The sequence below is a fragment of the Pseudomonas sp. G.S.17 genome (assembly GCF_038096165.1).
Lineage (GTDB): Bacteria > Pseudomonadota > Gammaproteobacteria > Pseudomonadales > Pseudomonadaceae > Aquipseudomonas.
Genome location: NZ_CP151076.1, coordinates 460,312 through 482,510, shown reverse-complemented (window position 1 = coordinate 482,510; position 22,199 = coordinate 460,312). Strand labels below are relative to the sequence as shown.

The window sequence follows — 22,199 nt, the reverse complement described above, 5'->3', positions numbered from 1 at the left end:
GAAGCCATGAGAGCTGACCTGGAAATCATCCAAGAATGGATCCCTGCGGGCAGCCGGGTGCTCGACCTCGGTTGCGGCGACGGCGAACTGCTGGCCTGGCTGCGGGACAACAAGCAAGTCACCGGCTACGGCCTGGAAAACGACGCCGATAACATCGCCCGCTGCGTAGGCAAGGGCGTCAATGTCATCGAGCAGGATCTGGACAAGGGCCTGGGCAACTTCGCCAGTAACAGTTTTGACGTCGTGGTCATGACCCAGGCGCTGCAAGCGGTGAGCTACCCGGACAAGATCCTCGACGAAATGCTCCGCGTCGGCCGCCAGTGCATCATCACCTTCCCCAACTTCGGTCACTGGCGCTGCCGCTGGTATCTGGCGACCAAGGGCCGCATGCCGGTGTCGGACTTCCTGCCTTACACCTGGTACAACACACCCAATATCCACTTCTGCACCTTCGAAGACTTCGAAGACCTGTGCCGGGGTCGCCACGCGCGGGTCATTGATCGGCTTGCGGTAGATCAACTGCATCGACACGGCTGGGCCAGTAAGCTATGGCCTAACCTGTTAGGTGAGATCGGCATCTATCGGGTCAGCAGTCCGGGCCTGCAAGAGCACCAGATTGCGATTTGAGTCACTTCATGACAGGAGAATGATCATGCGCCGCCTAGCCGTCTTTTTATGCACCTTGTGCCTGGCATTGCCGCTGATGGCTGCCGACAACGCCAAGCCCGAGCGCAAAGAACAATTCGGTGAGCTGACCGTTCACTACAATGCGTTCGCTTCCAGCGTCTTGCAACCGGCCATCGCCGAAGGCGAAGGTCTGATTCGCAGCAAGGCTCAAGGGGTCCTGACTATTGCCGTGCTCAAGAGCGGCAAGGCCACTCCCGCCAATGTCACCGGCAACGTGAAAGACCTGACCGGTCGGGAAAAAACGCTCACTTTCAAACAGAGCAAGGACGCGGTCTACTACATCGCGCAGTTCGCTGTTGATCCGAACGCGTCAGCGATTTACACCTTCACTGTCAACGTGAAGGCCGGCAACGAGGACGCACACTCGTTCAGCTTCAACCAAGAAATCTATTCAGGCGACTAATGACTTTCCCGCAGCTCGTATTGGCCAGCCATAACGCTGGCAAACTCAAAGAACTCCAGGCCATGCTCGGCGACAGCGTGCAATTGCGCTCGATTGGCGAGTTCAGTCAGGTCGAGCCGGAAGAAACCGGTCTGTCGTTTGTCGAGAACGCGATCCTCAAGGCGCGTAACGCTGCGCGCATCTCCGGAATGCCTGCCCTGGCGGACGACTCAGGGCTGGCGGTGGATTATCTGGGCGGGGCGCCGGGGATTTATTCGGCGCGTTATGCCGACGGCCAGGGCGACGCGGCGAACAACGCCAAGTTGCTGGAGGTGCTCAAGGACGTGCCCGAAGACCAGCGCGGCGCGCAGTTCGTGTGTGTGCTGGCCTTGGTCCGTCACGCTGATGATCCGCTGCCGATTCTGTGCGAAGGCCTGTGGCACGGGCGCATTCTGACCGCAGCAAGCGGCGCGCACGGTTTTGGCTACGATCCGTTGTTCTGGGTGCCGGAGCGCGATTGCTCCAGCGCCGAACTGAGCCCCGCCGATAAAAATCAGCTCAGCCATCGCGCCCGCGCCATGGCGATTCTGCGCCAGCGCTTGAGTTTGAAATGACCCACGACTCACCCGCACAACCGCTGTTTCTCGGTGAAACCGGTTTTTCCTCGACCGGCCCGCGAGCAGCGCTGCCGCAACTGCCGCCTTTGTCGCTGTACATCCACATTCCGTGGTGCGTGCGCAAATGCCCGTATTGCGACTTCAATTCCCACACCGCCAGCCCGGTGTTGCCGGAAGCCGAATACATCGACGCGCTGCTGGCCGATCTGGATCTGGACCTGCCCAATGTTCATGGTCGGGAGCTGAGCTCGATTTTCTTCGGCGGCGGCACGCCGAGCCTGTTCAGCGCCGAGGCACTGGGCCGTTTGCTCACGGGCGTCGAACAACGCATCAGGTTCGCCAGCGACATCGAAATCACTCTGGAAGCCAATCCGGGCACCTTCGAGCAGGTCAAGTTCAGCGCCTATCGCGGGCTGGGCATCAATCGGCTGTCCATCGGCATCCAGAGTTTTCAGGAAACCAAGCTCAAGGCGCTGGGGCGGATTCACAACGGCGACGAAGCGATTCGTGCCGCTGACATGGCGCGCCAGGCCGGTTTCGATAACTTCAATATGGACCTGATGCATGGCTTGCCGGATCAGTCGCAAAGCGATGCCTTGGGCGATCTGCAACAAGCCATCGATCTGGGACCGACGCATTTGTCCTGGTATCAGCTGACGCTGGAGCCGAACACCGTGTTCTGGAACCAGCCGCCCGTGCTGCCCGAAGACGACATCCTTTGGGACATCCAGGAAGCCGGGCAACTTCTGCTCGCCGAAAACGGTTACGCCCAGTACGAAGTCTCGGCCTATGCACAACCCGGCCGACCGGCGCGACATAACCTCAATTACTGGAGTTTTGGCGACTTCATCGGCATTGGCGCGGGCGCTCACGGCAAGCTCAGCCATCCGGACGGGCGTATCGTGCGTACCTGGAAAACCCGACTGCCCAAGGATTACCTCAACCCGGCCAAGCCCTTCAAGGCCGGGGAAAAGCTGCTCAGCGTCGAAGAGCTGCCGTTCGAATTCCTGATGAATGCCCTGCGCCTGACAAATGGTGTGGACGCTGCGTTATTTCGCGAGCGCACCGGTCTAAGCCTCGATTCGCTGGCCAGCGCCCGTCAGCAAGCCGAACAACGCGGCCTGCTGCTGCCTGATCCGACACGATTGGTCGCCACGCCCCAAGGCCAACTGTTTCTCAACGACTTGCTGCAATATTTTTTAATCTAAGGACCCTGCATGGATTTCATCTTCGACCTGCTCGCCACTGCCTCCCGCTGGAGCCGCAGCAACCTTTCGGAAATCGCGCTCGCGCTGGTGGGCTGTTTGCTGGTGTTGTTTGGCGCGGACTTCAAGGGCTGGGTCGAACAACGCATCAGCAGCTTCGCAGGCGCGTTGCGCATCCCGCTCATGGCATTGCTGGTCACCCTCGGCAGCGGCGCCGCGCTGATCTACGCCACGCCGTGGGTGATTCGCGGGCTAAGCCAATTCAACAACTACAGCCTGGCGCCAGTGTTGGTGGTGGTGCTGGTGTTGATCGGGGTTGTTGCGGACAGGAAGTGAGGAAAGGATACCCGGTCCCGTAGGACCGGCTTCAGCCGGGAGATGCCAGCACAGTCGCAGCTTCTCATTGGTCAGAAATGACGCCCTCCCGGCTGAAGCCGGTCCTACGGTTCAAACGGGTCAGGCGGCATTACTCAGTCCAGCTTCTCAAACTTCAAATCCCAAACCCCATGCCCCAGACGTTCGCCGCGGCGTTCGAACTTGGTGATCGGGCGTTCGGTTGGGCGCGGGACGCATGTACCGTCTTCGGCCAGGTTGCGATAACCCGGCGCGACGTTCATCACTTCCAGCATGAACTCGGCATAGGGCTCCCAATCGGTGGCCATGTGCAGCACCCCGCCGATCTTGAGCTTGCTGCGCACCAGTTCGGCGAATTCAGGCTGCACGATACGGCGCTTGTGGTGACGGCTCTTGTGCCATGGATCGGGGAAAAACAGCATCAGGCGATCGAGGCTGTTGTCGGCGATGCAACGGTTGAGCACTTCGATCGCGTCGCAATCGTAGACCCGCACGTTGGTCAGGCCTTGAGTCAGCACGCCATTGAGCAACGCACCGACGCCCGGATTGTGCACTTCGACGCCGATGAAATCCTGATCCGGCGCAGCCGCCGCCATCTCCAGCAAGGAATGGCCCATGCCGAAGCCGATTTCCAGGGTGCGCGGCGCAGAGCGGCCAAACACCTGATCGTAATCCACCGGCGCATCGGTCAGCGACAGAACGAACAGCGGACGGCCTTGATCCAGGCCACGTTGCTGGCCTTCAGTCATGCGCCCGGCGCGCATCACGAAACTCTTGATGCGCCGGTGTTGGCGTTCTGCGCCTTCTTCTGCAACAGGCGACTCGGGTGGAACGTGCGAATCAGTCATCAACGAGCTCTATATCAAACGACACATTATCTATTTGACCGTAGGACCGGCTTTAACCGGGAGAGAGCCAGTACATCCGACGAAATTCCTTGATCAGAATGACGCCCTCCCGGCTAAAGCCGGTCCTACGATAGGAGTCCTACCGAATCAGCCCATCCAGCGGCGAGGATGCGCTGGCATAGAGTTTTTTCGGCATGCGCCCGGCAAGGTAGGCCATACGGCCAGCAATGACGGCGTGTTTCATGGCGGCGCCCATCAGGATCGGATCCTGCGCGTGGGCGATGGCCGAGTTCATCAGCACCGCTTCGCAGCCCAGTTCCATGGCGATGGTGGCGTCGGATGCGGTACCGACACCGGCATCGACCAGCACCGGCACTTTGGTTTCTTCAAGGATGATCTGCAGGTTGTACGGATTACAGATCCCCAGGCCGCTGCCAATCAGGCCAGCCAGCGGCATGATCGCGATGCAGCCGATCTCCGCCAGTTGCCGGGCAATGATCGGGTCATCGCTGGTGTAGACCATCACGTCGAAACCTTCCTTGACCAGCACTTCGGCGGCCTTGAGGGTTTCGATCACGTTGGGGAACAGGGTCTTCTGGTCGGCCAGCACTTCGAGCTTGACCAGATTCTTGCCGTCGAGCAGCTCACGGGCCAGGCGACAGGTACGCACGGCCTCGATGGCATCGAAGCAGCCAGCGGTGTTCGGCAGGATGGTGTAGCGGTCCGGCGGCAGGATATCCAGCAGGTTCGGCTCGCCCGGATTCTGGCCCAGATTGGTCCGGCGCACCGCGACCGTAACAATCTCGGCGCCCGAAGCTTCGATAGCCAGACGGGTTTGTTCCATATCGACGTATTTGCCGGTACCGACCAGCAGGCGCGACTCGAAAGTCCGACCGGCCAGGGTGAACGGCTTGTCGCTGCGAACGTTGCTCATGGGAAATCCTCTTGGAAGGTTTCTAGCAGATTGAAATCACTGCGTGCCGGGGACTAGCCGCCGCCGATGGCGTGGACCACTTCGACCTGATCGCCGTCGCTCAAGACCGTGGACACATGCTGGCTGCGCGGCACGATATCCAGGTTCAGCTCGACTGCGACACGACGCCCGGCAAGGTCAAGGCGGGTCAGCAGTGCCAAGACGGTTTCGCCATCCGGCAGCTCAAGGGGTTCGCCGTTCAACTGAATGTGCATGCGCGAGTGCAGCCATCATTTTAGGGGCGAGCATTCTAGCCCGATCAGCCGGTATGACCAAGGCAAAGCCACGCCATTCGTCTCGGGGCCGGTCAGAACGGCTCGTTGCCCCGGCGCCGGAACCATCCGGTCAACGATAGCCGCTCGCGGGTCGAAGGCATGACTTCGTGAGGGATTTCACCGGACAGGAACACCACCAGACAACCGCCGGTTGGCTGCACGTCGTATTGCACCTCATCCTTGAGATACATGCGCAGCTGGCCGCCATGTTCGGGCAACCAGGCCTGATTCAGATAAAGCACTGCTGAAACCATGCGCCGATCATCGTCGCGGAAACGGTCGACATGCTTGCGATAGAAAGCGCCGGGCGGGTACAGCGCGAAATGGCTTTCGTAGTCTTCAAGGCCGAGAAACAGCCCGCGATTGAGCGCCAGACGCAGGCTGTCCATCAGTTCCAGATAGCGGTCGCAGACCTCGACCTGCCCGGCTTCGAGCCACTGGATATGATCGCCACGAATGCCTTCGCGCACTTCCTGAAAGGGTCCGCGACCCACGCCAGCCGGAGCCAGCTCGCCCTCGGCGGCGCGCTTGCGGCACTCACCCGCCAGCTCGCGGGTCAATGTTTCAGGCAGGAAGATATTCTGCTGCGACCAGCCGTGGGCAGCCAGGTCGTCAACGATTCGCAGCAGCAACGGGTGATCAGGGGCAATTCGCATCGCGCATAGTATCCATATGCCCGCACATCCAACAGTACCGGCGATGAAGGGATTGCCAACTCAATTAATTTTCACGTGCCAAGGGAAGTCATAACTCGACAAATCCCCGCCAGCACCCGGAGAATAGCGACCTGCCGACAGGAGTCCCTATGCGCCGTTTGTTTGTTTTGCTGTTGATGTTCTGCACATTGCCCGCTTGGGCAGACAGCTATGACCAGTTATACAAGGTCGCCGGTTGGCCAGAACAACGCGCACATTTCAACGATGCCCTCAAAGCAGCCCAACAGCGATATCGCAATAGCCTGCCGCCAGCGGTCTATCAGGCGCTGGTCAATAACAGCAATCAGCGCTTCGGCCCGCAGGCCATGGATCAACGTGCCGAGAAGCGCTTGCGCGAGACCCTGCGCGATCCCAACCCTGCCCTACAGTTCTTTCAATCGCCCTTGGGCATGAAAATCGTCAACGCCGAGCTGACCGCAACCCGCGCCGATCAACTGGCAAAAAACGCCCAGGGCCTGCCGCATATCGAAGCCGACGCCACCCGCCAACTGTTGATTGGCCATCTGGCGCAGGCTTTGCCCGCCAAGGAAGCAGGCGCCGAAATCAGCCTGGCGATTGCCGGTGTCGCGGCTGACAGTTTGAGCCAGATGATTCCCGGCTTGATGGGTGGCGCGCAGGGCCAGGGTCAAAGCATGCTCGATGGCCAGCGCGAACGCCTGATGGCGCAAATCGCCGCCGACATGAACAACACGCTGCTGTACGTCTACCGCGACCTGTCCGACCCGGAACTGGAAGAATTCTCCAGCTTCGCCGAATCCCCCGAAGGCAAAGCCTATTATCAAGCCGCACTGGCCGCGATCCGCGCGGGACTGGCGGTCGGGCAAAGCGCTTCGAGTCTGGCGCCGGGTCAGTAAACCTGACTGCTTGAAGCCGCCAGACCCATCTTCTGCTCTATCGAAGCAAAATACCGCGCCCGCAATTCCGGCAGCTCATTGGCCAGATGATGGCGGGCTTCGCTGAGCATTAGGATTTGCGGGTGGTCGAATTTTTTGTTGAGCACGTCGAGGTTGTGATTCCAGTCAACGGTCATGTCCGCTTCGCCCTGGATGATGATCGGGCTGCGGGTGCTGCGCGGTGCTGATTCGATGCGTTTGATCCAGCGTGCCAAAGCGCCAACCCAGGCGGTGGGCAATCGATTGGGTTGCAGCGGATCAGCCAGCAGAAATGGCAGGAACGCCGGAGCATTGGAGTTTTCGCTGAAGCGCCGGGCGATGCCTTTGACGAAGGGTTTAAGCAGGTAATAGCTGAGCTTTGACCAACCCCAGGCGCGCGGACGCACCAGCGGCGCGAGAAGAATCACTTGGCCTTGGGCCGGACTTTTCTCGCCCTGATTGAGCAAGTGATCGATCACAATCGCCCCGCCAGTGCTTTGCCCGAACAAATGCCAGGGCTGGGGTAACTGCAAAGTGGAGGCTTCTGCGAACAAACGCTGCAACACCAGTTGATACTCCGCGAAATCCTTGATGCTGGCGCGCGGGCCGCCGGACAAACCGTGGCCCGGTAGATCGCAGGCGATTACTGCGAAGTTCATGCTCAGCGCCCACTCGATCACATGCGTAAACAGGCCCATGTGGTCATAAAAGCCGTGCAGCAGGAACAGCGTCGCCACCGGCTGCTCGGGAAGCCAGACCTGACCGACGATTTCATAACCTGCGACGTCCATACGGCCCAGCCAACTGCGCGTCGGGCCGTTCGGGCCCAGTTCGGCAAGGCTGTAAAAGCGCTGGTAGGCGAGTCCCTCGACTGACAGCGGCTGCATCACGCTCAACGGTTGCAGGCTGGCACGCAGGGAATTGGGGTCGAACGCGGCGGTCATGAAAATTCCAAAACAAAAAGCATGGCGAAATGCGCTGCACCGATATTCATCTGTATCCCTTGGCGTGGCAAGCTACGCCACCTCAAACAGAAGCGTCTGACATGAAACTTATCCGCCGCAACACGTTGTTCAGCTGGCTGCTCGCGCTGGTTTGCGTAGCCGGGCTGTGGGCGGCGTACGACTGGTTTCAGGGACGCTACTTGCGCCCCTTCAGCGATCAGACCGCGCTGTTCGCCGGCGACGCATTACGCCTGCCCGCCGAACTGGCCGGGCCGGGGCGCATCCGGCTGGTGCATTTCTGGGACCCGGCATGCCCGTGCAACGTCGGCAATCAGCAGCATCTCGGGGAATTGATCGAGCGCTTTGGTGGCGACGTTGTTGGCAGCAGTGGCGTGGATTTCTATTCAGTGCAGAAACCCGGCAGCCATGGCCAGTTGCCGGAAACCCTGAGCGCCATCAAGCCATTGAGTACCCTGCCCGGCGCCGAGCAAATCACCGCCAGCCCGGCGGTTGCCATCTGGGATCGGGACGGCAAACTCGCGTATTTCGGGCCGTACAGCGAAGGGCTGACCTGCAATTCCAGCAACAGTTTTATCGAGCCGATCCTGCAAGCCCTGAGCTCCGGGCGCCCGGTGGATGCCACGCACACCATGGCGGTTGGGTGTTATTGCCCGTGGTTGCCATAAAAAACCTGTGCAGACTGTGTGGGAGCGAGCTTGCTCGCGAAGAGACCAGTACATTAGGCACATTTCTGTTGTCTGACATACGGTCTTCGCAAGCAAGCTTGCTCCCACCAAGTTCGCGCCCGCCCAATTATTCATAGAGAAGCTGGATGAAACGCAGCCTGACTATCCTTGTGTTGATCATTGCCATCGTTGCAGGCGGCGGTGCCTGGTTTATCCATCTCAAGCAGCCGGTGCGCGACGGCGAAATTGTGCTCGCCCATCTGCAAGCGCCGGTCAGCGTGCGTTATGACGAGCGCGGTGTGCCGCATATCCGCGCCGAAAATGAGGCCGATCTGTATCGCGCCCTGGGTTATGTGCATGCCCAGGACCGCCTGTTCCAGATGGAAATGATGCGCCGCCTGGCCCGTGGCGAACTGGCCGAGGTGCTTGGGCCGAAACTGGTGGACACCGACAAACTGTTCCGCAGCCTGCGCATCCGCGAGCATGCCGATGAATATGTCGCGCGCCACGACCAGAACACGCCCGCCTGGAAAGCCTTGCAAGCCTATCTGGACGGCATCAATCAATATCAGGACGGCCACGCCAAACCGCTGGAATTCGATTTACTCGGAATTCCCAAGCGACCGTTCACGGCTGAAGACACGCTGAGCGTCGGCGGTTATATGGCCTACAGCTTCGCGGCGGCGTTTCGTACCGAACCCTTGCTGACTTACGTGCGCGACCAGCTTGGCGCGGATTATCTGAAAGCCTTCGACCTCGACTGGCAGCCGCAAGGCGCACTCGGTCAGGCACCGGCCCTTGCTGCCAGCGACTGGAAGTCCCTCAACCAATTGGCGTTCCTCAGCAATCAGGCGCTGGAACAGGCCGGCCTGCCGCAATTCGAAGGCAGCAATGCCTGGGCGGTTTCCGGCAGTCGCACGCAAAGCGGCAAGCCGATCTTGGCGGGCGATCCGCATATTCGCTTTTCCGTGCCGGCGGTGTGGTACGAGGCGCAGCTCTCTGCGCCGGGTTTTGAGTTGTACGGCCATCATCAGGCGCTCAACCCGTTCGCATCGCTGGGCAACAACATGGATTTCGGCTGGAGCCTGACCATGTTCCAGAACGACGATCTGGATTTGATCGCCGAAAAGACCAATCCCGAAAAGCCCAATCAAGTCTGGTACCACGGTCAATGGGTCGAGATGACCAGCAGTCAGCAGCAGATTGCGGTCAAGGGCGAACAGCCGGTGACGATCACTCTGCGCAGCTCGCCCCACGGCCCCATCGTCAATGACGTGCTGGGGGCGACGGCGGGCAAGACGCCGATTGCCATGTGGTGGTCATTCCTTGAATCGGAGAACCCGATCCTTGAAGGCTTTTATGAAGCCAATCGCGCCGACACCCTGGAAAAAATGCGTGCCGCTGCCGAGAAGATCCAGTCGCCGGGGCTGAACATCGTCTGGGCCAACGCCAAGGGCGATATCGGTTGGTGGGCGGCGGCGCAATTGCCGATTCGCCCGGAAGGCGTCAACCCCAACTACATTCTGGATGGCAGCACTGAGCAGGGCGACAAACCGGGCTTTTACCCGTTCAGCGCCAACCCGCAGGAAGAGAACCCGGCGCGCGGCTACATCGTGTCCGCCAACTTCCAGCCGACTTCGCCGACGGGTATGTCGATCCCCGGCTACTACAACCTCGCGGACCGTGGCCAGCAGCTCAATCGACAGTTGAGCGATTCGGCGGTGAAGTGGGATGTGGACAGCAGCAAGAAGCTGCAATTGGGCACGCAGACCGAGTACGCCTCGCGCATTCTCACGCCATTGATTCCAGTATTGCGCAGCGTCATCAGCGACCCGGAAGAAGAGGCTCTGGTAGAACGGCTGGCCAGCTGGAAAGGCGACTATTCGCTGGATTCGGTCGGCGCGACGCTGTTCAACCAGTTCCTGTTTGATCTCACCGAAGAAACCTTTCATGACGAACTGGGCGATGGGCTGTTCGAAACCTTGCTCTCGACGCGGGTCATCGACGCCGCTTTGCCTCGTGTAGCCGCTGACGCCAGTTCGCCATGGTGGAACAATCGCAGTTCCCCAACGCCGGATAGCCGCGCCAACACCGTGAAAGTCGCCTGGCACGCCAGCGTTTCACACCTGAAATCCACTTATGGCGTGAACGCGGATGAATGGCTGTGGGGCAAGGCGCACACCCTGACGCATGCCCATCCGCTGGGTTCGCAGCCGTTATTGGGGCAATTGCTGAATGTCGGGCCATTCGCTGCGCCCGGCACTCATGAAGTGCCTGACAACCTGTCCGCGCGCATCGGCCCCGCGCCATGGCCGGTGACTTACGGGCCATCGACCCGGCGCATCATCGACTTCGCCGACCCGGCGCATAGCGTGGGTATCAACCCGGTCGGGCAAAGCGGCGTACCGTTCGACAAGCATTATTCGGATCAGGCACACGCCTACATCAATGGCGGCTATGTGCAGCAATATTTGAGCGGAGGAGATGTTGCGGGGCATACCGAAGGGACGTTGCGGTTGGTGCCGAATCTCTAAGCGCCGTTGGAGCGAGGCTTGCCCGCGAATCGTTCTATCATCAATATTTCATTGACTGACCTGACGTTTCGCGGGCAAGCCTCGCTCCAACAGGACTTAAATCAAACCGGCGCAGCCGCCCGGCGTGGATCGGGTTGTTTGTAGGTATCGGCGGCGCTTTCCTCGATGGCTTGCTGGATGGCTTTCTTACGCAGGTTTTCCGCGCGGCGGCTGAAGAACCAGACCAGGAAAGTTGCCATGGAAACCGCCAGCAGGATCAGGCTCGCCACGGCGTTGATTTCCGGCTTCACACCCAGACGCACGGCGGAGAAGACTTCCATTGGCAAGGTCGTCGAGCCGGGACCGGAAACAAAGCTCGCCAGCACCAGATCGTCCAGCGACAAGGCGAATGACATCATCGCCCCCGCGGCCAGCGACGGCGCGATCATCGGGATGGTGATCAGGAAGAAGACCTTCCAAGGCCGCGCGCCGAGATCCATTGCCGCCTCTTCGATGGACAGGTCCAGCTCACGCAAACGCGCCGATACCACCACCGCGACATACGCCGCGCAGAACGTGGTGTGAGCGATCCAGATCGTGACGATGCCGCGCTCCTGCGGCCAGCCGATCAATTGCGCCATGGCCACGAACAGCAGCAGCAATGACAGACCGGTGATCACTTCCGGCATCACCAATGGCGCAGTGACCAGGCCGCCGAAGAACGTGCGGCCCTTGAAGCGGGTGATGCGCGTCAGCACGAACGCTGCCATGGTCCCCAGCGCAACCGCTGCAATCGCTGTGTAGCAGGCGATTTCCAGCGAGCGCATCACCGAACCCATCAGTTGCGTGTTATCCAGCAGGCCGACGTACCACTTCACCGACCAGCCGCCCCACACCGTCACCAGCTTGGAAGCGTTGAACGAATAGATGACCAGAATCACCATCGGCGCATAGATGAACAGCAGGCCGAGGACCAGCATCATGTTCGAGAATCGAAAGCTTCTCATGCCTTGCCCTCCAGCTCTTTGGCCTGACTGCGGTTGAACAGAATGATCGGCACGATCAGGATCAACAGCATGACCACCGCCAGCGCGGACGCCACCGGCCAGTCGCGGTTGTTGAAGAACTCTTGCCACAGTACGCGGCCAATCATCAGGGTTTCCGGGCCGCCGAGAAGCTCAGGGATGACGAACTCGCCCACCACCGGAATGAACACCAGCATGCAGCCGGCGATAACCCCGTTCTTGGACAGCGGCACGGTGATTTTCCAGAAGCTGTTGAAGGTGCTCGACCCCAGGTCCGACGCGGCTTCCAGCAGGCTCGGATCATGTTTCACGAGGTTGGCGTACAGCGGCAGAATCATGAACGGCAGATACGAATACACCACGCCGATATAGACCGCGAGGTTGGTATTGAGGATCTGCAAAGGCTCGTCGATCAGGCCCAGCCACATCAGGAACGCATTGAGCAGGCCGTTGTTGCTGAGGATGCCCATCCACGCATAAACCCGGATCAGGATCGCGGTCCAGGTTGGCATCATGATCAGCAGTAGCAGGACGGTCTGCATTTCCTTGCGTGCCGTGGCAATGCCATAGGCCATGGGAAAGCCGATCAGCAGGCACAGCAGCGTGCTGAAGAACGCCATTTTCAGCGAGCCTAGATACGCCGAAATGTACAGATCGTCGCCGGTCAGCAGCGCGTAGTTGGCGAAGTTGAGGATCACTTCGAACTTCTGCTCGGCGTAACTGAAAATCTCGGTATACGGCGGGATTGCGACGTCAGCTTCAGCGAAGCTGATCTTGATGACGATGATGAATGGCAAGGCGAAGAACAGGAACAGCCAGAGGAACGGCGCGCCGATCACCAACTGCCGGCCACCGGGCGTTATTCGATTGAGTGCTCTTTTTATTTTTCGGATTTTCATGAGCGCAATACCACGCCGCTGTCGTCTTCCCACCAGACGAAGACTTCATCGCCCCAGGTAGGCCGCGTGCCCTGACGCTCGGCGTTGGCGACGAACGATTGCACCAGCTTGCCGCACGGCAGTTGCACGTAGAACACCGAGTGGCCGCCCAGATACGCGATGTCGTGAACCTTGCCCCGGGACCAGTTGTACTCGAAGGTCGGTTGCTCGGTGGTGACCAGCAGTTTTTCCGGACGCAGCGCGTAGGTGATGCGCTTGTCTTCCACCGAGGTGGTAACGCCGTGGCCGACGTAGATGCTGCGCTCCAGCTCCGGGCTGCTGATCAACGCGTGGCCTTCGGCGTCGTCGATGACCTCGCCTTCGAACAGATTGACGTTGCCGATGAATTCACAGACCAGACGGCTGGTCGGGGTTTCGTAGATGTCGATGGGGCTGCCGATCTGCGCGATCCAGCCCAGGTGCATGATCGCGATACGTTCGGCCATGGTCATGGCCTCTTCCTGATCGTGGGTCACCATCACGCAGGTCACGCCGACCCGCTCGATGATTTCCACCAGTTCCAGTTGCATCTGCGAGCGCAGTTTCTTGTCCAGCGCGCCCATGGGTTCGTCGAGCAGCAGCAACTTCGGCTTCTTGGCCAGGGAACGCGCCAGCGCGACCCGCTGCCGTTGACCGCCGGACAATTGATGCGGCTTGCGACGCGCGTACTGGGTCATCTGCACCAGCTTGAGCATTTCTTCGACGCGAGCCGTTACTTCAGCTTTCGGCAGTTTGTCCTGCTGCAAGCCGAAGGCGATGTTCTGCTCGACGGTCATGTGCGGAAACAACGCGTAGGACTGGAACATCATGTTGATCGGACGTTCGTACGGCGGCATGTCGGTAATGTCGACGCCATCCAGGTAAATCCGGCCTTCGGTAGGTCGTTCGAAACCCGCCAGCATGCGCAACAGCGTGGACTTGCCCGAACCCGAACCGCCCAGCAAGGCGAAAATCTCACCCTTGTTGATTTGCAGGGACACATCGTCCACCGCAATCGTCTCGTCGAATTTCTTCGTGACCCGATCGATCTTGACCAGCACCTGCTTTGGTTGCTGACCGCCTTCGAGTGATTTCTTGTAGGCGCCGGAGGCAACTGCCATGGGTGAAACTCCCAACAGATTCGCAGCCCGACCAATGCAGCCGGGCGCTGGATTTTTATTTGCCCGACTTGACCTTGGTCCAGCTGCGGGTCATCAGACGTTGCACCTTGGGTGGCAACTCGCTGTTCACGAACAACCGGTCCAGCACTTCCTGCGAGGGGTAAACCGCCTCGTCGTTGCGAATATCCTGATCCATGAACTCACTGGATTTCGGGTTCGGGTTGGCATAACCGACCTGATCGCTGACCTTGGCGATTACCTCAGGCTTGAGCAGGTAATTGATGAAGGCGTGAGCTTCCTTGACGTTCTTGGCGTCCGCCGGAATCGCCAGCATGTCGAACCACAGGTTGCCGCCTTCTTTAGGCACAGCGTAGGCAATGTTCACGCCCTTGCCTGCTTCGGCCGCACGGGCCTTGGCCTGGAACACATCGCCGGAGAAACCGGCAGCTACGCAAATATCGCCGTTGGCCAGGTCGGTAATGTACTTGGAGGAATGGAAGTAAGTGACATAAGGACGTACCGCCATCAGCTTGGTTTCGGCCTTTTTGTAGTCGGCTTCGTTGGTGCTGTTGGGGTTCAGGCCCATGTAATTGAGCACCGCCGGGAGCATTTCATCGGCGGAATCGAGGAAGGCCACGCCGCAACTCGACAGCTTTTTGATGTTCTCCGGCTCAAACAGCATCGCCCAGGAGTCGATCTTGTCGACACCCAGCACAGCTTTGACCTTGTCGACGTTGTAACCGATGCCGTTGGTGCCCCACAGATAGGGCACGGCGTATTGATTGCCGGGGTCGTTTTTTTCCAGACGCTTGAGCAGCGCCGGATCGAGATTCTGATAGTTGCTCAGCTGGGCTTTATCCAGTTTCTGGAAAGCGCCGGCCTTGATCTGTTTGCCGAGGAAGTGATTGGACGGCACCACCACGTCGTAGCCGGTGCGCCCGGCCAGCAACTTGGCTTCCAGGGTTTCGTTGGAGTCGAATACATCGTACATCGGCTTGATATTGCTGGTGGTTTCGAAGTCCGCCAACGTTGTCGTGCCGATGTAATCGGACCAGTTATAAATATGCACGACGGATTCTGCCTGAGCGCCGACCGTGAGGGTCAGCGTCGCAGCGGCGAGCATGGATTTGGCAAATAAGGAAATAGACACGTGAACAATCCTTTTTCTGTATGGGGTCTGGTGCCCGTGTCGCTGAGCTGGACTGTGTGGGGACAGAATAATGCAGGAGCGAATCAATTCGTGCCTACACACTCAAGCGTAGGAGCGGATTTATCCGCGAGGATGTCGGGAAAGACACGAGATTTCATGTCAGCCTTAAGGACGCCCTCCCGGATAAATCCGGTCCTACGCAATTCAATCGAGCAAACTTACTTACCCGATTTAATCTTGGTCCAGCTACGGGTCATGATCCGCTGGGTCGCTGCTGGCAAATCGGCGATGGCGTACAGTTTCGCCAACACATCAGCTGGCGGGTAAACGCCCGGGTCGCTGGTGATGTCTTTGTTGACCAATGGGGTCGACGCTTCGTTGCCGTTCGGGAAATGCACTTCGTTGGTGATTTCGGCCATGATTTCCGGCTTCATCAGGAAGTTCATGAACTTGTAGGCGCCTTCGACGTTTTCGGCATCCTTGGGAATGGCGACCATGTCGTAGAAGCTGCCAGCACCTTCTTTAGGAATGTTGTAGCTGACCTTGACCTTGCCACCGGCTTCTTCAGCCCGGGATTTGGCCTGGTAAACGTCGCCCGAATAACCGACCGCTACGCAGATGTTGCCGTTGGCCAGGTCGGAGATGTACTTGGAGGAATGGAAGTAACCAATCGATGGACGAACTTTCAGGAACAGCGCTTCGGCTTCGGCTAGCTGCTTCTTGTCCTGGGAGTCGGTTGGATAACCCAGGTAATGCAGGGCAATCGGCAGCATTTCGGTTGGCGAATCGAGGAAGCTGATGCCACAGGATTTCAGCTTGGCAGCGTTCTCAGGCTTGAACAGCAAGTCCCAGGAGTTGGTCGGCGCATCGGCACCCAACGCAGCCTTGACCTTGTCCGGGTTGAAGCCGATGCCTATCGAGCCCCACATGTACGGGAAAGCGTGTTTGTTGTCCGGGTCGCTGACCGATACGGCCTTGAGCAGCGCGGTATTCAGGTTTTTGTAGTTAGGGAGCTTGGACTTGTCCAGCTCCTGATAAACGCCGGCCTTGATCTGCTTGGCGAGGAAGTTGTTCGACGGCACGACGATGTCGTAACCGGATTTACCGGCCAGCAGCTTGGCTTCGAGGGTTTCGTTGCTGTCGAACACGTCGTAGACGACTTTGATGCCCGACTCTGCTTCGAATTTGGAAATGGTGTCCGGCGCGATGTAATCGGACCAGTTGTACACGTGTAGCACTTTGTCATCAGCCTGAGCGGCGGCGGCCACAACGCCCATCAGGGACAGTGCCAGGAGGGTCTTGCCAAATTTTTTCATGTATAGCTCCAATGTTGTTAGGTAGCGGCTTCTAGCCATAGTTTGGCAATTGCCTGACCGATGTTTCAAGCGGACGCTCATCCCGTAGGAGCGGCTTCAGCCGGGAGGGGGCCGGTACAGCCGAAATATCTCCGTCATCAGATATATCGCCCTCCCGGCTAAAGCCGGTCCTACGGAGTTATCAAAGCCTAGCTCTGCAACTTCGCCAATGTCAGATCAAGACACTTGCGAGCTTTGTCGATCAACTCATCAATTTCCGCAAAACTGATCACCAGCGGTGGCGCAATGATCATGGTATCGCCAACTGCCCGCATGATCAGGCCATTGTCGAAGCAGAAGGTTCGGCAAATCATGCCTGCGCCCCTGCCGGTGTAACGCTCGCGAGTCGTCTTGTTCTTGACCAGCTCGATGGCCCCCAACAGGCCCACGCCCCGGACTTCACCTACCAGCGGATGGTCGTTGAGCTCACGTAAACGCTTTTGCAAATACGGTGCCGTTTCCGCTTTCACTCGCTCGACGATCTTCTCGTCGCGCAGAATGCGAATGTTCTCCAGCGCCACCGCTGCCGCAACCGGGTGCCCGGAATAAGTGAAGCCATGATTGAAGTCGCCGCCCTCGTTGAGCACCTTGACGATTTCATCACGCACAATCAGGCCGCCCATGGGGATGTAACCCGAGGTCAGGCCTTTGGCGATGGTCATCATGTCCGGCTTGAGGTCATAGAAATCACTGCCGAACCATTCGCCGGTCCGCCCGAAACCACAGATCACTTCATCGGCGACAAACAGAATGTCGTACCTGGCGAGGATCTCCTTGATCTTCGGCCAGTAGGTCGCAGGCGGTACGATCACGCCACCGGCACCCTGGATCGGCTCGGCAATAAAAGCACCAACGTTATCTACGCCCAGTTCGAGGATTTTCTTTTCCAGCTGCTCGGCGGCCCAGACACCGAACTCGTCGGGGCTCATGTCGCCACCCTCGCCGAACCAGTACGGCTGCGGAATGTGCACGATGCCCGGAATCGGCAGGTCGCCCTGCTCGTGCATAAAAGTCATGCCGCCCAGGCTGGCGCCAGCCACGGTCGAGCCGTGATAGCCGTTGACCCGACTGATAATGGTTTTCTTGTTCGGCTGGCCCTTGATCGCCCAATAGTGGCGAACCATGCGCAGCATGGTGTCATTGCCTTCCGAGCCTGAACCGGTGAAGAACACGTGGTTCATGCCTTGCGGGGCAATTTGCGAGATGACCTTGGCCAACTCCAGCACCGGCGGGTGGGCGGTCATGAAGAACAGGTTGTAATAAGGCAGCTCGCGCATCTGTTTGGCGGCGGCTTCGGCCAGCTCATCGCGGCCATAGCCGATGGCCACGCACCACAGGCCGGACATGCCGTCGAGAATCTTGTGACCCTCGCTGTCCCAGAGATAAACCCCGTTGGCGCGGGTGATGATGCGCGGGCCGACTTCTTTAAGCTGTTTGTAGTCGCTGAACGGGGCCAGGTGATGCTCGCTGCTCAAGGCCTGCCATTCGCGGGTTTGCGGGTTGTTTGAACTCATACATAACTCCATATCAAATTTGTTGGAGCGAGCGGGCGGCGATCCGACTTGCCCGCGAATCCGACGACGCGATGCATCAGGCATAACGCGTTATCGTTCTTCGCGGGCAAGCCTCGCTCCAACAGGTCGTGTCTCGCATCAGACGGCGAAGAGCAGGAATTCCCGCTCCCACGAACTGATCACGCGCTTGAAGTTTTCGTGTTCGGCACGTTTGACGGCAACGTAGCCGACGATGAATTTCTTGCCGAGGTATTTCTCGATGGTCTTGCTGTTTTCCATCCGCTCCAGCGCGTCCTCGATGGTCAACGGCAAACGCAGGTTGCGCCGTTCGTAACCACGCCCGACCACCGGCGCGCTTGGATTGTGCCCTTCGACCATGCCAATGAACCCACACAGCAGGCTGGCAGCAATCGCCAGATAAGGGTTGGCATCGGCGCCAGGCAAGCGGTTTTCCACGCGACGGTTCTGCGGACCGGCATCCGGCACGCGCAGGCCCACGGTGCGGTTTTCTTCGCCCCATTCGACGTTGACCGGCGCCGAGGTGTCGGGCAGGAAGCGGCGGAATGAATTGACGTTGGGGGCGAACAGCGGCAAGAGCTCGGGAATGAATTTCTGCAGACCGCCCACGTGATGCAGGAACAGCTCGCTCATGGTCCCGTCTTCGTTGGAGAAGATGTTCTTGCCGGTCTTGATGTCGATGATGCTCTGGTGCAAATGCATGGCGCTGCCTGGCTCGCCGGTCATCGGCTTGGCCATGAACGTGGCGGCCACATCATGCTTGAGCGCGGCTTCGCGCATGGTGCGTTTGAACACCAGAATCTGGTCGGCCAGGGACAAGGCATCACCGTGACGGAAGTTGATTTCCATCTGCGCGGTGCCGTCCTCGTGAATCAAGGTGTCCAGATCGAGGTTTTGCAGCTCGCACCAGTCGTACACGTCTTCGAACAGCGGGTCGAACTCGTTGGCTGCTTCAATCGAAAACGACTGGCGACCGGTTTCCGGGCGACCGGAGCGACCAATCGGCGGCTGCAACGGGTAATCCGGGTCGTCGCTGCGCTTGGTCAGGTAAAACTCCATCTCCGGCGCGACAATCGGCTGCCAGCCTCGATCGGCATACAGCTTGAGGACTTTCTTCAAGACGTTGCGCGGCGACAGCTCGATGGGGTTGCCCTGCTTGTCGTAGGTGTCGTGAATCACCTGCGCCGTGGGCTCGATTGCCCAGGGGACCAGATACACCGCGTTCTGGTCAGGACGACAGAGCATGTCGATGTCGGCAGGGTCGAGCAGTTCGTAATAAATGTCGTCGTCGACGTAATCACCCGTGACGGTCTGCAGCAATACGCTCTCCGGCAAGCGCATGCCCTTCTCGGCAATGAATTTGTTGGTGGGTGAGATTTTGCCGCGAGTGATCCCGGTAAGGTCGGCAATCATGCATTCGACTTCGGTGATCTTGTGTTCTTTCAACCAATCGGTGAGCTGGTCGAGGTTGGTACTCATAAATACCTCAGGTTTATAAAGCGTCTGCTGAGGCTCAACAGACCCGCTTGGTCCCGATCAAGGATCAGGAGTTGTGTGACGCATCGGCGTCGCGTTCAATCGCTCGTTTTCGACAGGCATCGCCAAACGCCTGAAAGATCGCCAGATAATCCGGATTGGAAGTCACCTGCCACTCGGGATGCCATTGCACACCCAGCGCGAATCCTTCGCTGCCTTCAACCGAAATGGCTTCAATCAGGCCGTCCGGCGCCGTTGCCTCCACGCGCAAGCCCGGCGCCAGACGCTCAATGCCTTGCCCGTGAATGGAATTGACCTGGATCTCGCTGGACAACCCAAGCCCGGCCAATACGCCGCCTGGTTGAACATGCATTGCGTGGCTCGGCGCGTACTGCACTTCGACAGGTTCGTTGTCCGGTTCACGATGGTCCATGAAGGTTCCGGTTTCGTGAACACGCTGATGCAGACTGCCGCCGAAGGCCACATTCATCTCCTGAAATCCGCGGCAAATGCCCAAAACAGGAACACCAGCTGCCACGGCGGCACGAATAAGCGGTAAGGTGGTGCTGTCGCGATCAGGATCGTGCTCCGTACCCGGAGCGCTGGCAGGACCACTGTAGTGCCAGGGTTCGACATTGGAAGGCGAGCCGGTGAACAGCAGTCCATCAAGGCTGGCGAGAATTTCGGCGGGATCAAGCAAGGGTCCGAGCGCAGGCAGAATCAGGGGCAGGCCTTTGGCCGCCACGGCTACCGCACGGACATATTTGTCGCCGCTGATGTGATAGGCATGGTGACCGATCTGCTTGTTGCAGGCGGTGACGCCGATCAGTGGCAGGCGAGACATAGGACCCCCGTGTTGTTGTTGTCGCTGTTATGGGTTGCAATCGAGCTTAGCCTTGTTCATTTTTTTCCACAACTGTGCGGTAAAAAATTGAACACTGCCCGCCAAAGCCTGACGTACCGGGCCCTTCCAGCGTCCAATACTTGCCCCCAATTGCGGCAAAAACGGCTTTTCGGCGCCCTTTTAGGGCAAAAGAAGGCTCTATTGACTTAATCATGGCTTTCGGATTGACTGAATCCCGTAAGGCTCGATGATTGATATTTTTAACAACAAAGGTGTTGCATCATGTCGGTACCCCCGCGTGCCGTTCAGCTTAACGAAGCGAACGCGTTCCTTAAGGAACATCCTGAGGTTCTGTACGTTGACCTTCTGATTGCAGATATGAATGGTGTGGTGCGCGGCAAGCGCATAGAACGCACCAGCCTCCATAAGGTTTACGAGAAGGGCATCAATCTGCCTGCCTCTTTATTTGCCCTGGATATCAATGGCTCGACGGTGGAAAGCACCGGCCTGGGTCTGGACATCGGTGATGCTGACCGAATCTGTTATCCAATCCCTGACACCCTGTGCAATGAGCCCTGGCAGAAGCGCCCTACTGCGCAACTGTTGATGACCATGCACGAAATCGAAGGTGAACCCTTCTTCGCCGACCCGCGTGAAGTCCTGCGTCAAGTGGTCAGCAAGTTCGATGACATGGGCCTGACGATCTGCGCCGCCTTCGAACTGGAGTTCTACCTGATCGATCAGGAGAACGTGAATGGCCGCCCACAACCGCCACGCTCGCCGATCTCCGGCAAACGCCCGCACTCGACACAGGTCTACCTGATCGACGACCTCGACGAATACGTCGATTGCCTCCAGGACATTCTGGAAGGCGCGAAAGAACAAGGCATTCCGGCTGACGCCATCGTGAAAGAAAGCGCCCCGGCTCAGTTCGAAGTGAACCTGCATCACGTCGCCGACCCGATCAAGGCCTGCGATTACGCAGTACTGCTCAAGCGACTGATCAAGAACATCGCCTACGACCACGAAATGGACACGACCTTCATGGCCAAGCCCTATCCGGGTCAGGCAGGCAATGGTCTTCACGTCCACATCTCGATCCTGGATCGCGATGGCAAGAACATCTTCACCAGCGAGGATCCCGAGCAGAACGCCGCATTACGTCATGCGATCGGCGGTGTGCTCGAGACCCTACCGGCGCAGATGGCGTTCCTTTGCCCGAACGTCAACTCATACCGCCGGTTCGGTGCTCAGTTCTACGTACCGAATTCGCCAAGCTGGGGTCTGGACAACCGGACTGTCGCCTTGCGCGTGCCGACCGGTTCTGCCGATGCAGTGCGTCTGGAACACCGGGTTGCCGGTGCCGATGCCAACCCGTACTTGCTGATGGCTTCGGTCCTGGCAGGTGTGCATCACGGCTTGACCAACAAGATCGAACCGCCGCCGCCCGTCGAAGGCAACTCCTACGAGCAGAACGAACAAAGCCTGCCGAACAACCTGCGCGATGCCCTGCGCGAGCTGGACGACAGTGAAATCATGGCGCGCTATATCGACCCGAAATACATCGATATTTTTGTCGCCTGCAAGGAAAGCGAGCTGGAAGAGTTCGAACACTCCATCTCCGACCTTGAATACAACTGGTATCTGCATACCGTTTAATCAGGTGTGAAGAATAAAAAACGCCGCTGGACCGTGAGGTTTGGCGGC

Annotated in this window: 22 protein-coding genes; 9 read left to right on the top strand and 13 right to left on the bottom strand. The window is 58.8% G+C overall.

What is annotated here, in order from left to right:
- Nucleotides 1-6: 6 nt before the first annotated feature.
- The 5 genes from metW to AABC73_RS02250 are packed head-to-tail and all read left to right on the top strand — an operon-like array spanning nucleotide 7 to nucleotide 3,227.
- Nucleotides 7-627, top strand: a complete 621-nt coding sequence (gene metW / locus AABC73_RS02270; RefSeq protein ID WP_065831733.1) for a methionine biosynthesis protein MetW — start codon at nucleotides 7-9, stop codon at nucleotides 625-627.
- Nucleotides 628-652: 25 nt separating this feature from the next.
- Complete coding sequence (locus AABC73_RS02265) at nucleotides 653-1,090, top strand: DUF4426 domain-containing protein (protein WP_341522278.1); 438 nt, start codon at nucleotides 653-655, stop codon at nucleotides 1,088-1,090.
- Nucleotides 1,090-1,683 carry an RdgB/HAM1 family non-canonical purine NTP pyrophosphatase gene (rdgB, locus tag AABC73_RS02260; protein WP_341522277.1) on the top strand — a complete coding sequence of 198 codons (594 nt, stop codon included), beginning with the start codon at nucleotides 1,090-1,092 and terminating at the stop codon, nucleotides 1,681-1,683. The genes AABC73_RS02265 and rdgB overlap by 1 nt, the downstream gene beginning before the upstream one ends.
- The gene (gene hemW / locus AABC73_RS02255) at nucleotides 1,680-2,894 is read left to right on the top strand and encodes a radical SAM family heme chaperone HemW (protein WP_341522276.1); all 1,215 of its coding nucleotides are present in this window, start codon (nucleotides 1,680-1,682) and stop codon (nucleotides 2,892-2,894) included. The genes rdgB and hemW overlap by 4 nt, the downstream gene beginning before the upstream one ends.
- 9 nt (nucleotides 2,895-2,903) lie before the next feature.
- On the top strand, nucleotides 2,904-3,227 hold the full coding sequence (locus AABC73_RS02250; protein ID WP_020291786.1) for a DUF3392 family protein: 324 nt from the start codon (nucleotides 2,904-2,906) through the stop codon (nucleotides 3,225-3,227).
- 134 nt (nucleotides 3,228-3,361) lie between these two features.
- Here the strand turns inward: AABC73_RS02250 and trmB are convergent, their stop codons facing one another.
- From trmB to AABC73_RS02230, 4 genes are all read right to left on the bottom strand, one after another.
- Nucleotides 3,362-4,009 carry a tRNA (guanosine(46)-N7)-methyltransferase TrmB gene (gene trmB, locus AABC73_RS02245; protein WP_341524162.1) on the bottom strand — a complete coding sequence of 216 codons (648 nt, stop codon included), beginning with the start codon at nucleotides 4,007-4,009 and terminating at the stop codon, nucleotides 3,362-3,364.
- Between the two features lie 223 nt (nucleotides 4,010-4,232).
- A complete protein-coding gene (locus AABC73_RS02240; protein ID WP_020291784.1) occupies nucleotides 4,233-5,027 on the bottom strand; it encodes a thiazole synthase in 795 nt (264 codons plus the stop codon).
- A 53-nt stretch (nucleotides 5,028-5,080) separates the two neighbouring features.
- Nucleotides 5,081-5,281 (bottom strand): sulfur carrier protein ThiS, encoded by a 201-nt coding sequence (gene thiS, locus AABC73_RS02235; RefSeq protein WP_020291783.1) that lies wholly within the window; start codon nucleotides 5,279-5,281, stop codon nucleotides 5,081-5,083.
- 92 nt (nucleotides 5,282-5,373) lie between these two features.
- Entirely contained in the window at nucleotides 5,374-5,997 is a 624-nt protein-coding gene (locus AABC73_RS02230) for a 2OG-Fe(II) oxygenase (protein ID WP_341522275.1), read from the bottom strand.
- A gap of 149 nt (nucleotides 5,998-6,146) precedes the next feature.
- Between AABC73_RS02230 and AABC73_RS02225 the strand changes: the two genes are divergently transcribed.
- Entirely contained in the window at nucleotides 6,147-6,911 is a 765-nt protein-coding gene (locus AABC73_RS02225; protein ID WP_341522274.1) for a DUF2059 domain-containing protein, read from the top strand.
- Here AABC73_RS02225 and AABC73_RS02220 read toward each other — a convergent pair.
- Nucleotides 6,905-7,873, bottom strand: coding sequence for an alpha/beta hydrolase (locus AABC73_RS02220; protein WP_341522273.1), 969 nt, complete (start codon nucleotides 7,871-7,873; stop codon nucleotides 6,905-6,907). The genes AABC73_RS02225 and AABC73_RS02220 overlap by 7 nt on opposite strands.
- A 101-nt stretch (nucleotides 7,874-7,974) precedes the next feature.
- Here AABC73_RS02220 and AABC73_RS02215 point away from each other — a divergent pair, with 101 nt between their 5' ends.
- Nucleotides 7,975-8,559, top strand: a complete 585-nt coding sequence (locus tag AABC73_RS02215; RefSeq protein WP_341522272.1) for a DUF6436 domain-containing protein — start codon at nucleotides 7,975-7,977, stop codon at nucleotides 8,557-8,559.
- Nucleotides 8,560-8,705: 146 nt separating this feature from the next.
- Complete coding sequence (locus AABC73_RS02210) at nucleotides 8,706-11,093, top strand: penicillin acylase family protein (RefSeq protein WP_341522271.1); 2,388 nt, start codon at nucleotides 8,706-8,708, stop codon at nucleotides 11,091-11,093.
- Between the two features lie 101 nt (nucleotides 11,094-11,194).
- On the opposite strand, the gene AABC73_RS02205 is transcribed toward AABC73_RS02210, so the two are convergent.
- The 8 genes from AABC73_RS02205 to AABC73_RS02170 all read right to left on the bottom strand — a co-directional run bounded on the left by AABC73_RS02205 (nucleotide 11,195) and on the right by AABC73_RS02170 (nucleotide 20,492).
- Complete coding sequence (locus AABC73_RS02205) at nucleotides 11,195-12,079, bottom strand: ABC transporter permease subunit (protein ID WP_341522270.1); 885 nt, start codon at nucleotides 12,077-12,079, stop codon at nucleotides 11,195-11,197.
- On the bottom strand, nucleotides 12,076-12,996 hold the full coding sequence (locus tag AABC73_RS02200; protein WP_341522269.1) for an ABC transporter permease subunit: 921 nt from the start codon (nucleotides 12,994-12,996) through the stop codon (nucleotides 12,076-12,078). The genes AABC73_RS02205 and AABC73_RS02200 overlap by 4 nt, the downstream gene beginning before the upstream one ends.
- Entirely contained in the window at nucleotides 12,993-14,135 is a 1,143-nt protein-coding gene (gene potA / locus AABC73_RS02195; RefSeq protein ID WP_341522268.1) for a polyamine ABC transporter ATP-binding protein, read from the bottom strand. Before potA ends, AABC73_RS02200 begins: the two co-directional genes overlap by 4 nt.
- A 55-nt stretch (nucleotides 14,136-14,190) precedes the next feature.
- Nucleotides 14,191-15,285: a polyamine ABC transporter substrate-binding protein gene (locus AABC73_RS02190; protein ID WP_341522267.1), complete on the bottom strand. Its 1,095-nt coding sequence runs from the start codon at nucleotides 15,283-15,285 to the stop codon at nucleotides 14,191-14,193.
- 218 nt (nucleotides 15,286-15,503) lie between these two features.
- Nucleotides 15,504-16,601 carry a polyamine ABC transporter substrate-binding protein gene (locus AABC73_RS02185; RefSeq protein ID WP_341522266.1) on the bottom strand — a complete coding sequence of 366 codons (1,098 nt, stop codon included), beginning with the start codon at nucleotides 16,599-16,601 and terminating at the stop codon, nucleotides 15,504-15,506.
- Between the two features lie 188 nt (nucleotides 16,602-16,789).
- Nucleotides 16,790-18,154, bottom strand: coding sequence for an aspartate aminotransferase family protein (locus AABC73_RS02180; RefSeq protein WP_341522265.1), 1,365 nt, complete (start codon nucleotides 18,152-18,154; stop codon nucleotides 16,790-16,792).
- 138 nt (nucleotides 18,155-18,292) lie between these two features.
- Complete coding sequence (locus AABC73_RS02175; RefSeq protein WP_341522264.1) at nucleotides 18,293-19,651, bottom strand: glutamine synthetase family protein; 1,359 nt, start codon at nucleotides 19,649-19,651, stop codon at nucleotides 18,293-18,295.
- Between the two features lie 64 nt (nucleotides 19,652-19,715).
- Nucleotides 19,716-20,492 (bottom strand): gamma-glutamyl-gamma-aminobutyrate hydrolase family protein, encoded by a 777-nt coding sequence (locus tag AABC73_RS02170; RefSeq protein WP_331149833.1) that lies wholly within the window; start codon nucleotides 20,490-20,492, stop codon nucleotides 19,716-19,718.
- 282 nt (nucleotides 20,493-20,774) lie between these two features.
- Here AABC73_RS02170 and AABC73_RS02165 point away from each other — a divergent pair, with 282 nt between their 5' ends.
- On the top strand, nucleotides 20,775-22,151 hold the full coding sequence (locus tag AABC73_RS02165) for a glutamine synthetase family protein (protein WP_020291769.1): 1,377 nt from the start codon (nucleotides 20,775-20,777) through the stop codon (nucleotides 22,149-22,151).
- Nucleotides 22,152-22,199 lie beyond the last annotated feature (48 nt).

Bases quoted from the DNA above. Each gene is read 5' to 3' on its own strand.
- metW (WP_065831733.1), top strand. From the start codon at position 7: ATGAGAGCTGACCTGGAAATCATCCAAGAATGGATCCCTGCGGGCAGC.
- AABC73_RS02265 (WP_341522278.1), top strand. From the start codon at position 653: ATGCGCCGCCTAGCCGTCTTTTTATGCACCTTGTGCCTGGCATTGCCG.
- rdgB (WP_341522277.1), top strand. From the start codon at position 1,090: ATGACTTTCCCGCAGCTCGTATTGGCCAGCCATAACGCTGGCAAACTC.
- hemW (WP_341522276.1), top strand. From the start codon at position 1,680: ATGACCCACGACTCACCCGCACAACCGCTGTTTCTCGGTGAAACCGGT.
- AABC73_RS02250 (WP_020291786.1), top strand. From the start codon at position 2,904: ATGGATTTCATCTTCGACCTGCTCGCCACTGCCTCCCGCTGGAGCCGC.
- trmB (WP_341524162.1), bottom strand. From the start codon at position 4,009: ATGCGCGCCGGGCGCATGACTGAAGGCCAGCAACGTGGCCTGGATCAA.
- AABC73_RS02240 (WP_020291784.1), bottom strand. From the start codon at position 5,027: ATGAGCAACGTTCGCAGCGACAAGCCGTTCACCCTGGCCGGTCGGACT.
- thiS (WP_020291783.1), bottom strand. From the start codon at position 5,281: ATGCACATTCAGTTGAACGGCGAACCCCTTGAGCTGCCGGATGGCGAA.
- AABC73_RS02230 (WP_341522275.1), bottom strand. From the start codon at position 5,997: ATGCGAATTGCCCCTGATCACCCGTTGCTGCTGCGAATCGTTGACGAC.
- AABC73_RS02225 (WP_341522274.1), top strand. From the start codon at position 6,147: ATGCGCCGTTTGTTTGTTTTGCTGTTGATGTTCTGCACATTGCCCGCT.
- AABC73_RS02220 (WP_341522273.1), bottom strand. From the start codon at position 7,873: ATGACCGCCGCGTTCGACCCCAATTCCCTGCGTGCCAGCCTGCAACCG.
- AABC73_RS02215 (WP_341522272.1), top strand. From the start codon at position 7,975: ATGAAACTTATCCGCCGCAACACGTTGTTCAGCTGGCTGCTCGCGCTG.
- AABC73_RS02210 (WP_341522271.1), top strand. From the start codon at position 8,706: ATGAAACGCAGCCTGACTATCCTTGTGTTGATCATTGCCATCGTTGCA.
- AABC73_RS02205 (WP_341522270.1), bottom strand. From the start codon at position 12,079: ATGAGAAGCTTTCGATTCTCGAACATGATGCTGGTCCTCGGCCTGCTG.
- AABC73_RS02200 (WP_341522269.1), bottom strand. From the start codon at position 12,996: ATGAAAATCCGAAAAATAAAAAGAGCACTCAATCGAATAACGCCCGGT.
- potA (WP_341522268.1), bottom strand. From the start codon at position 14,135: ATGGCAGTTGCCTCCGGCGCCTACAAGAAATCACTCGAAGGCGGTCAG.
- AABC73_RS02185 (WP_341522266.1), bottom strand. From the start codon at position 16,601: ATGAAAAAATTTGGCAAGACCCTCCTGGCACTGTCCCTGATGGGCGTT.
- AABC73_RS02180 (WP_341522265.1), bottom strand. From the start codon at position 18,154: ATGAGTTCAAACAACCCGCAAACCCGCGAATGGCAGGCCTTGAGCAGC.
- AABC73_RS02175 (WP_341522264.1), bottom strand. From the start codon at position 19,651: ATGAGTACCAACCTCGACCAGCTCACCGATTGGTTGAAAGAACACAAG.
- AABC73_RS02170 (WP_331149833.1), bottom strand. From the start codon at position 20,492: ATGTCTCGCCTGCCACTGATCGGCGTCACCGCCTGCAACAAGCAGATC.
- AABC73_RS02165 (WP_020291769.1), top strand. From the start codon at position 20,775: ATGTCGGTACCCCCGCGTGCCGTTCAGCTTAACGAAGCGAACGCGTTC.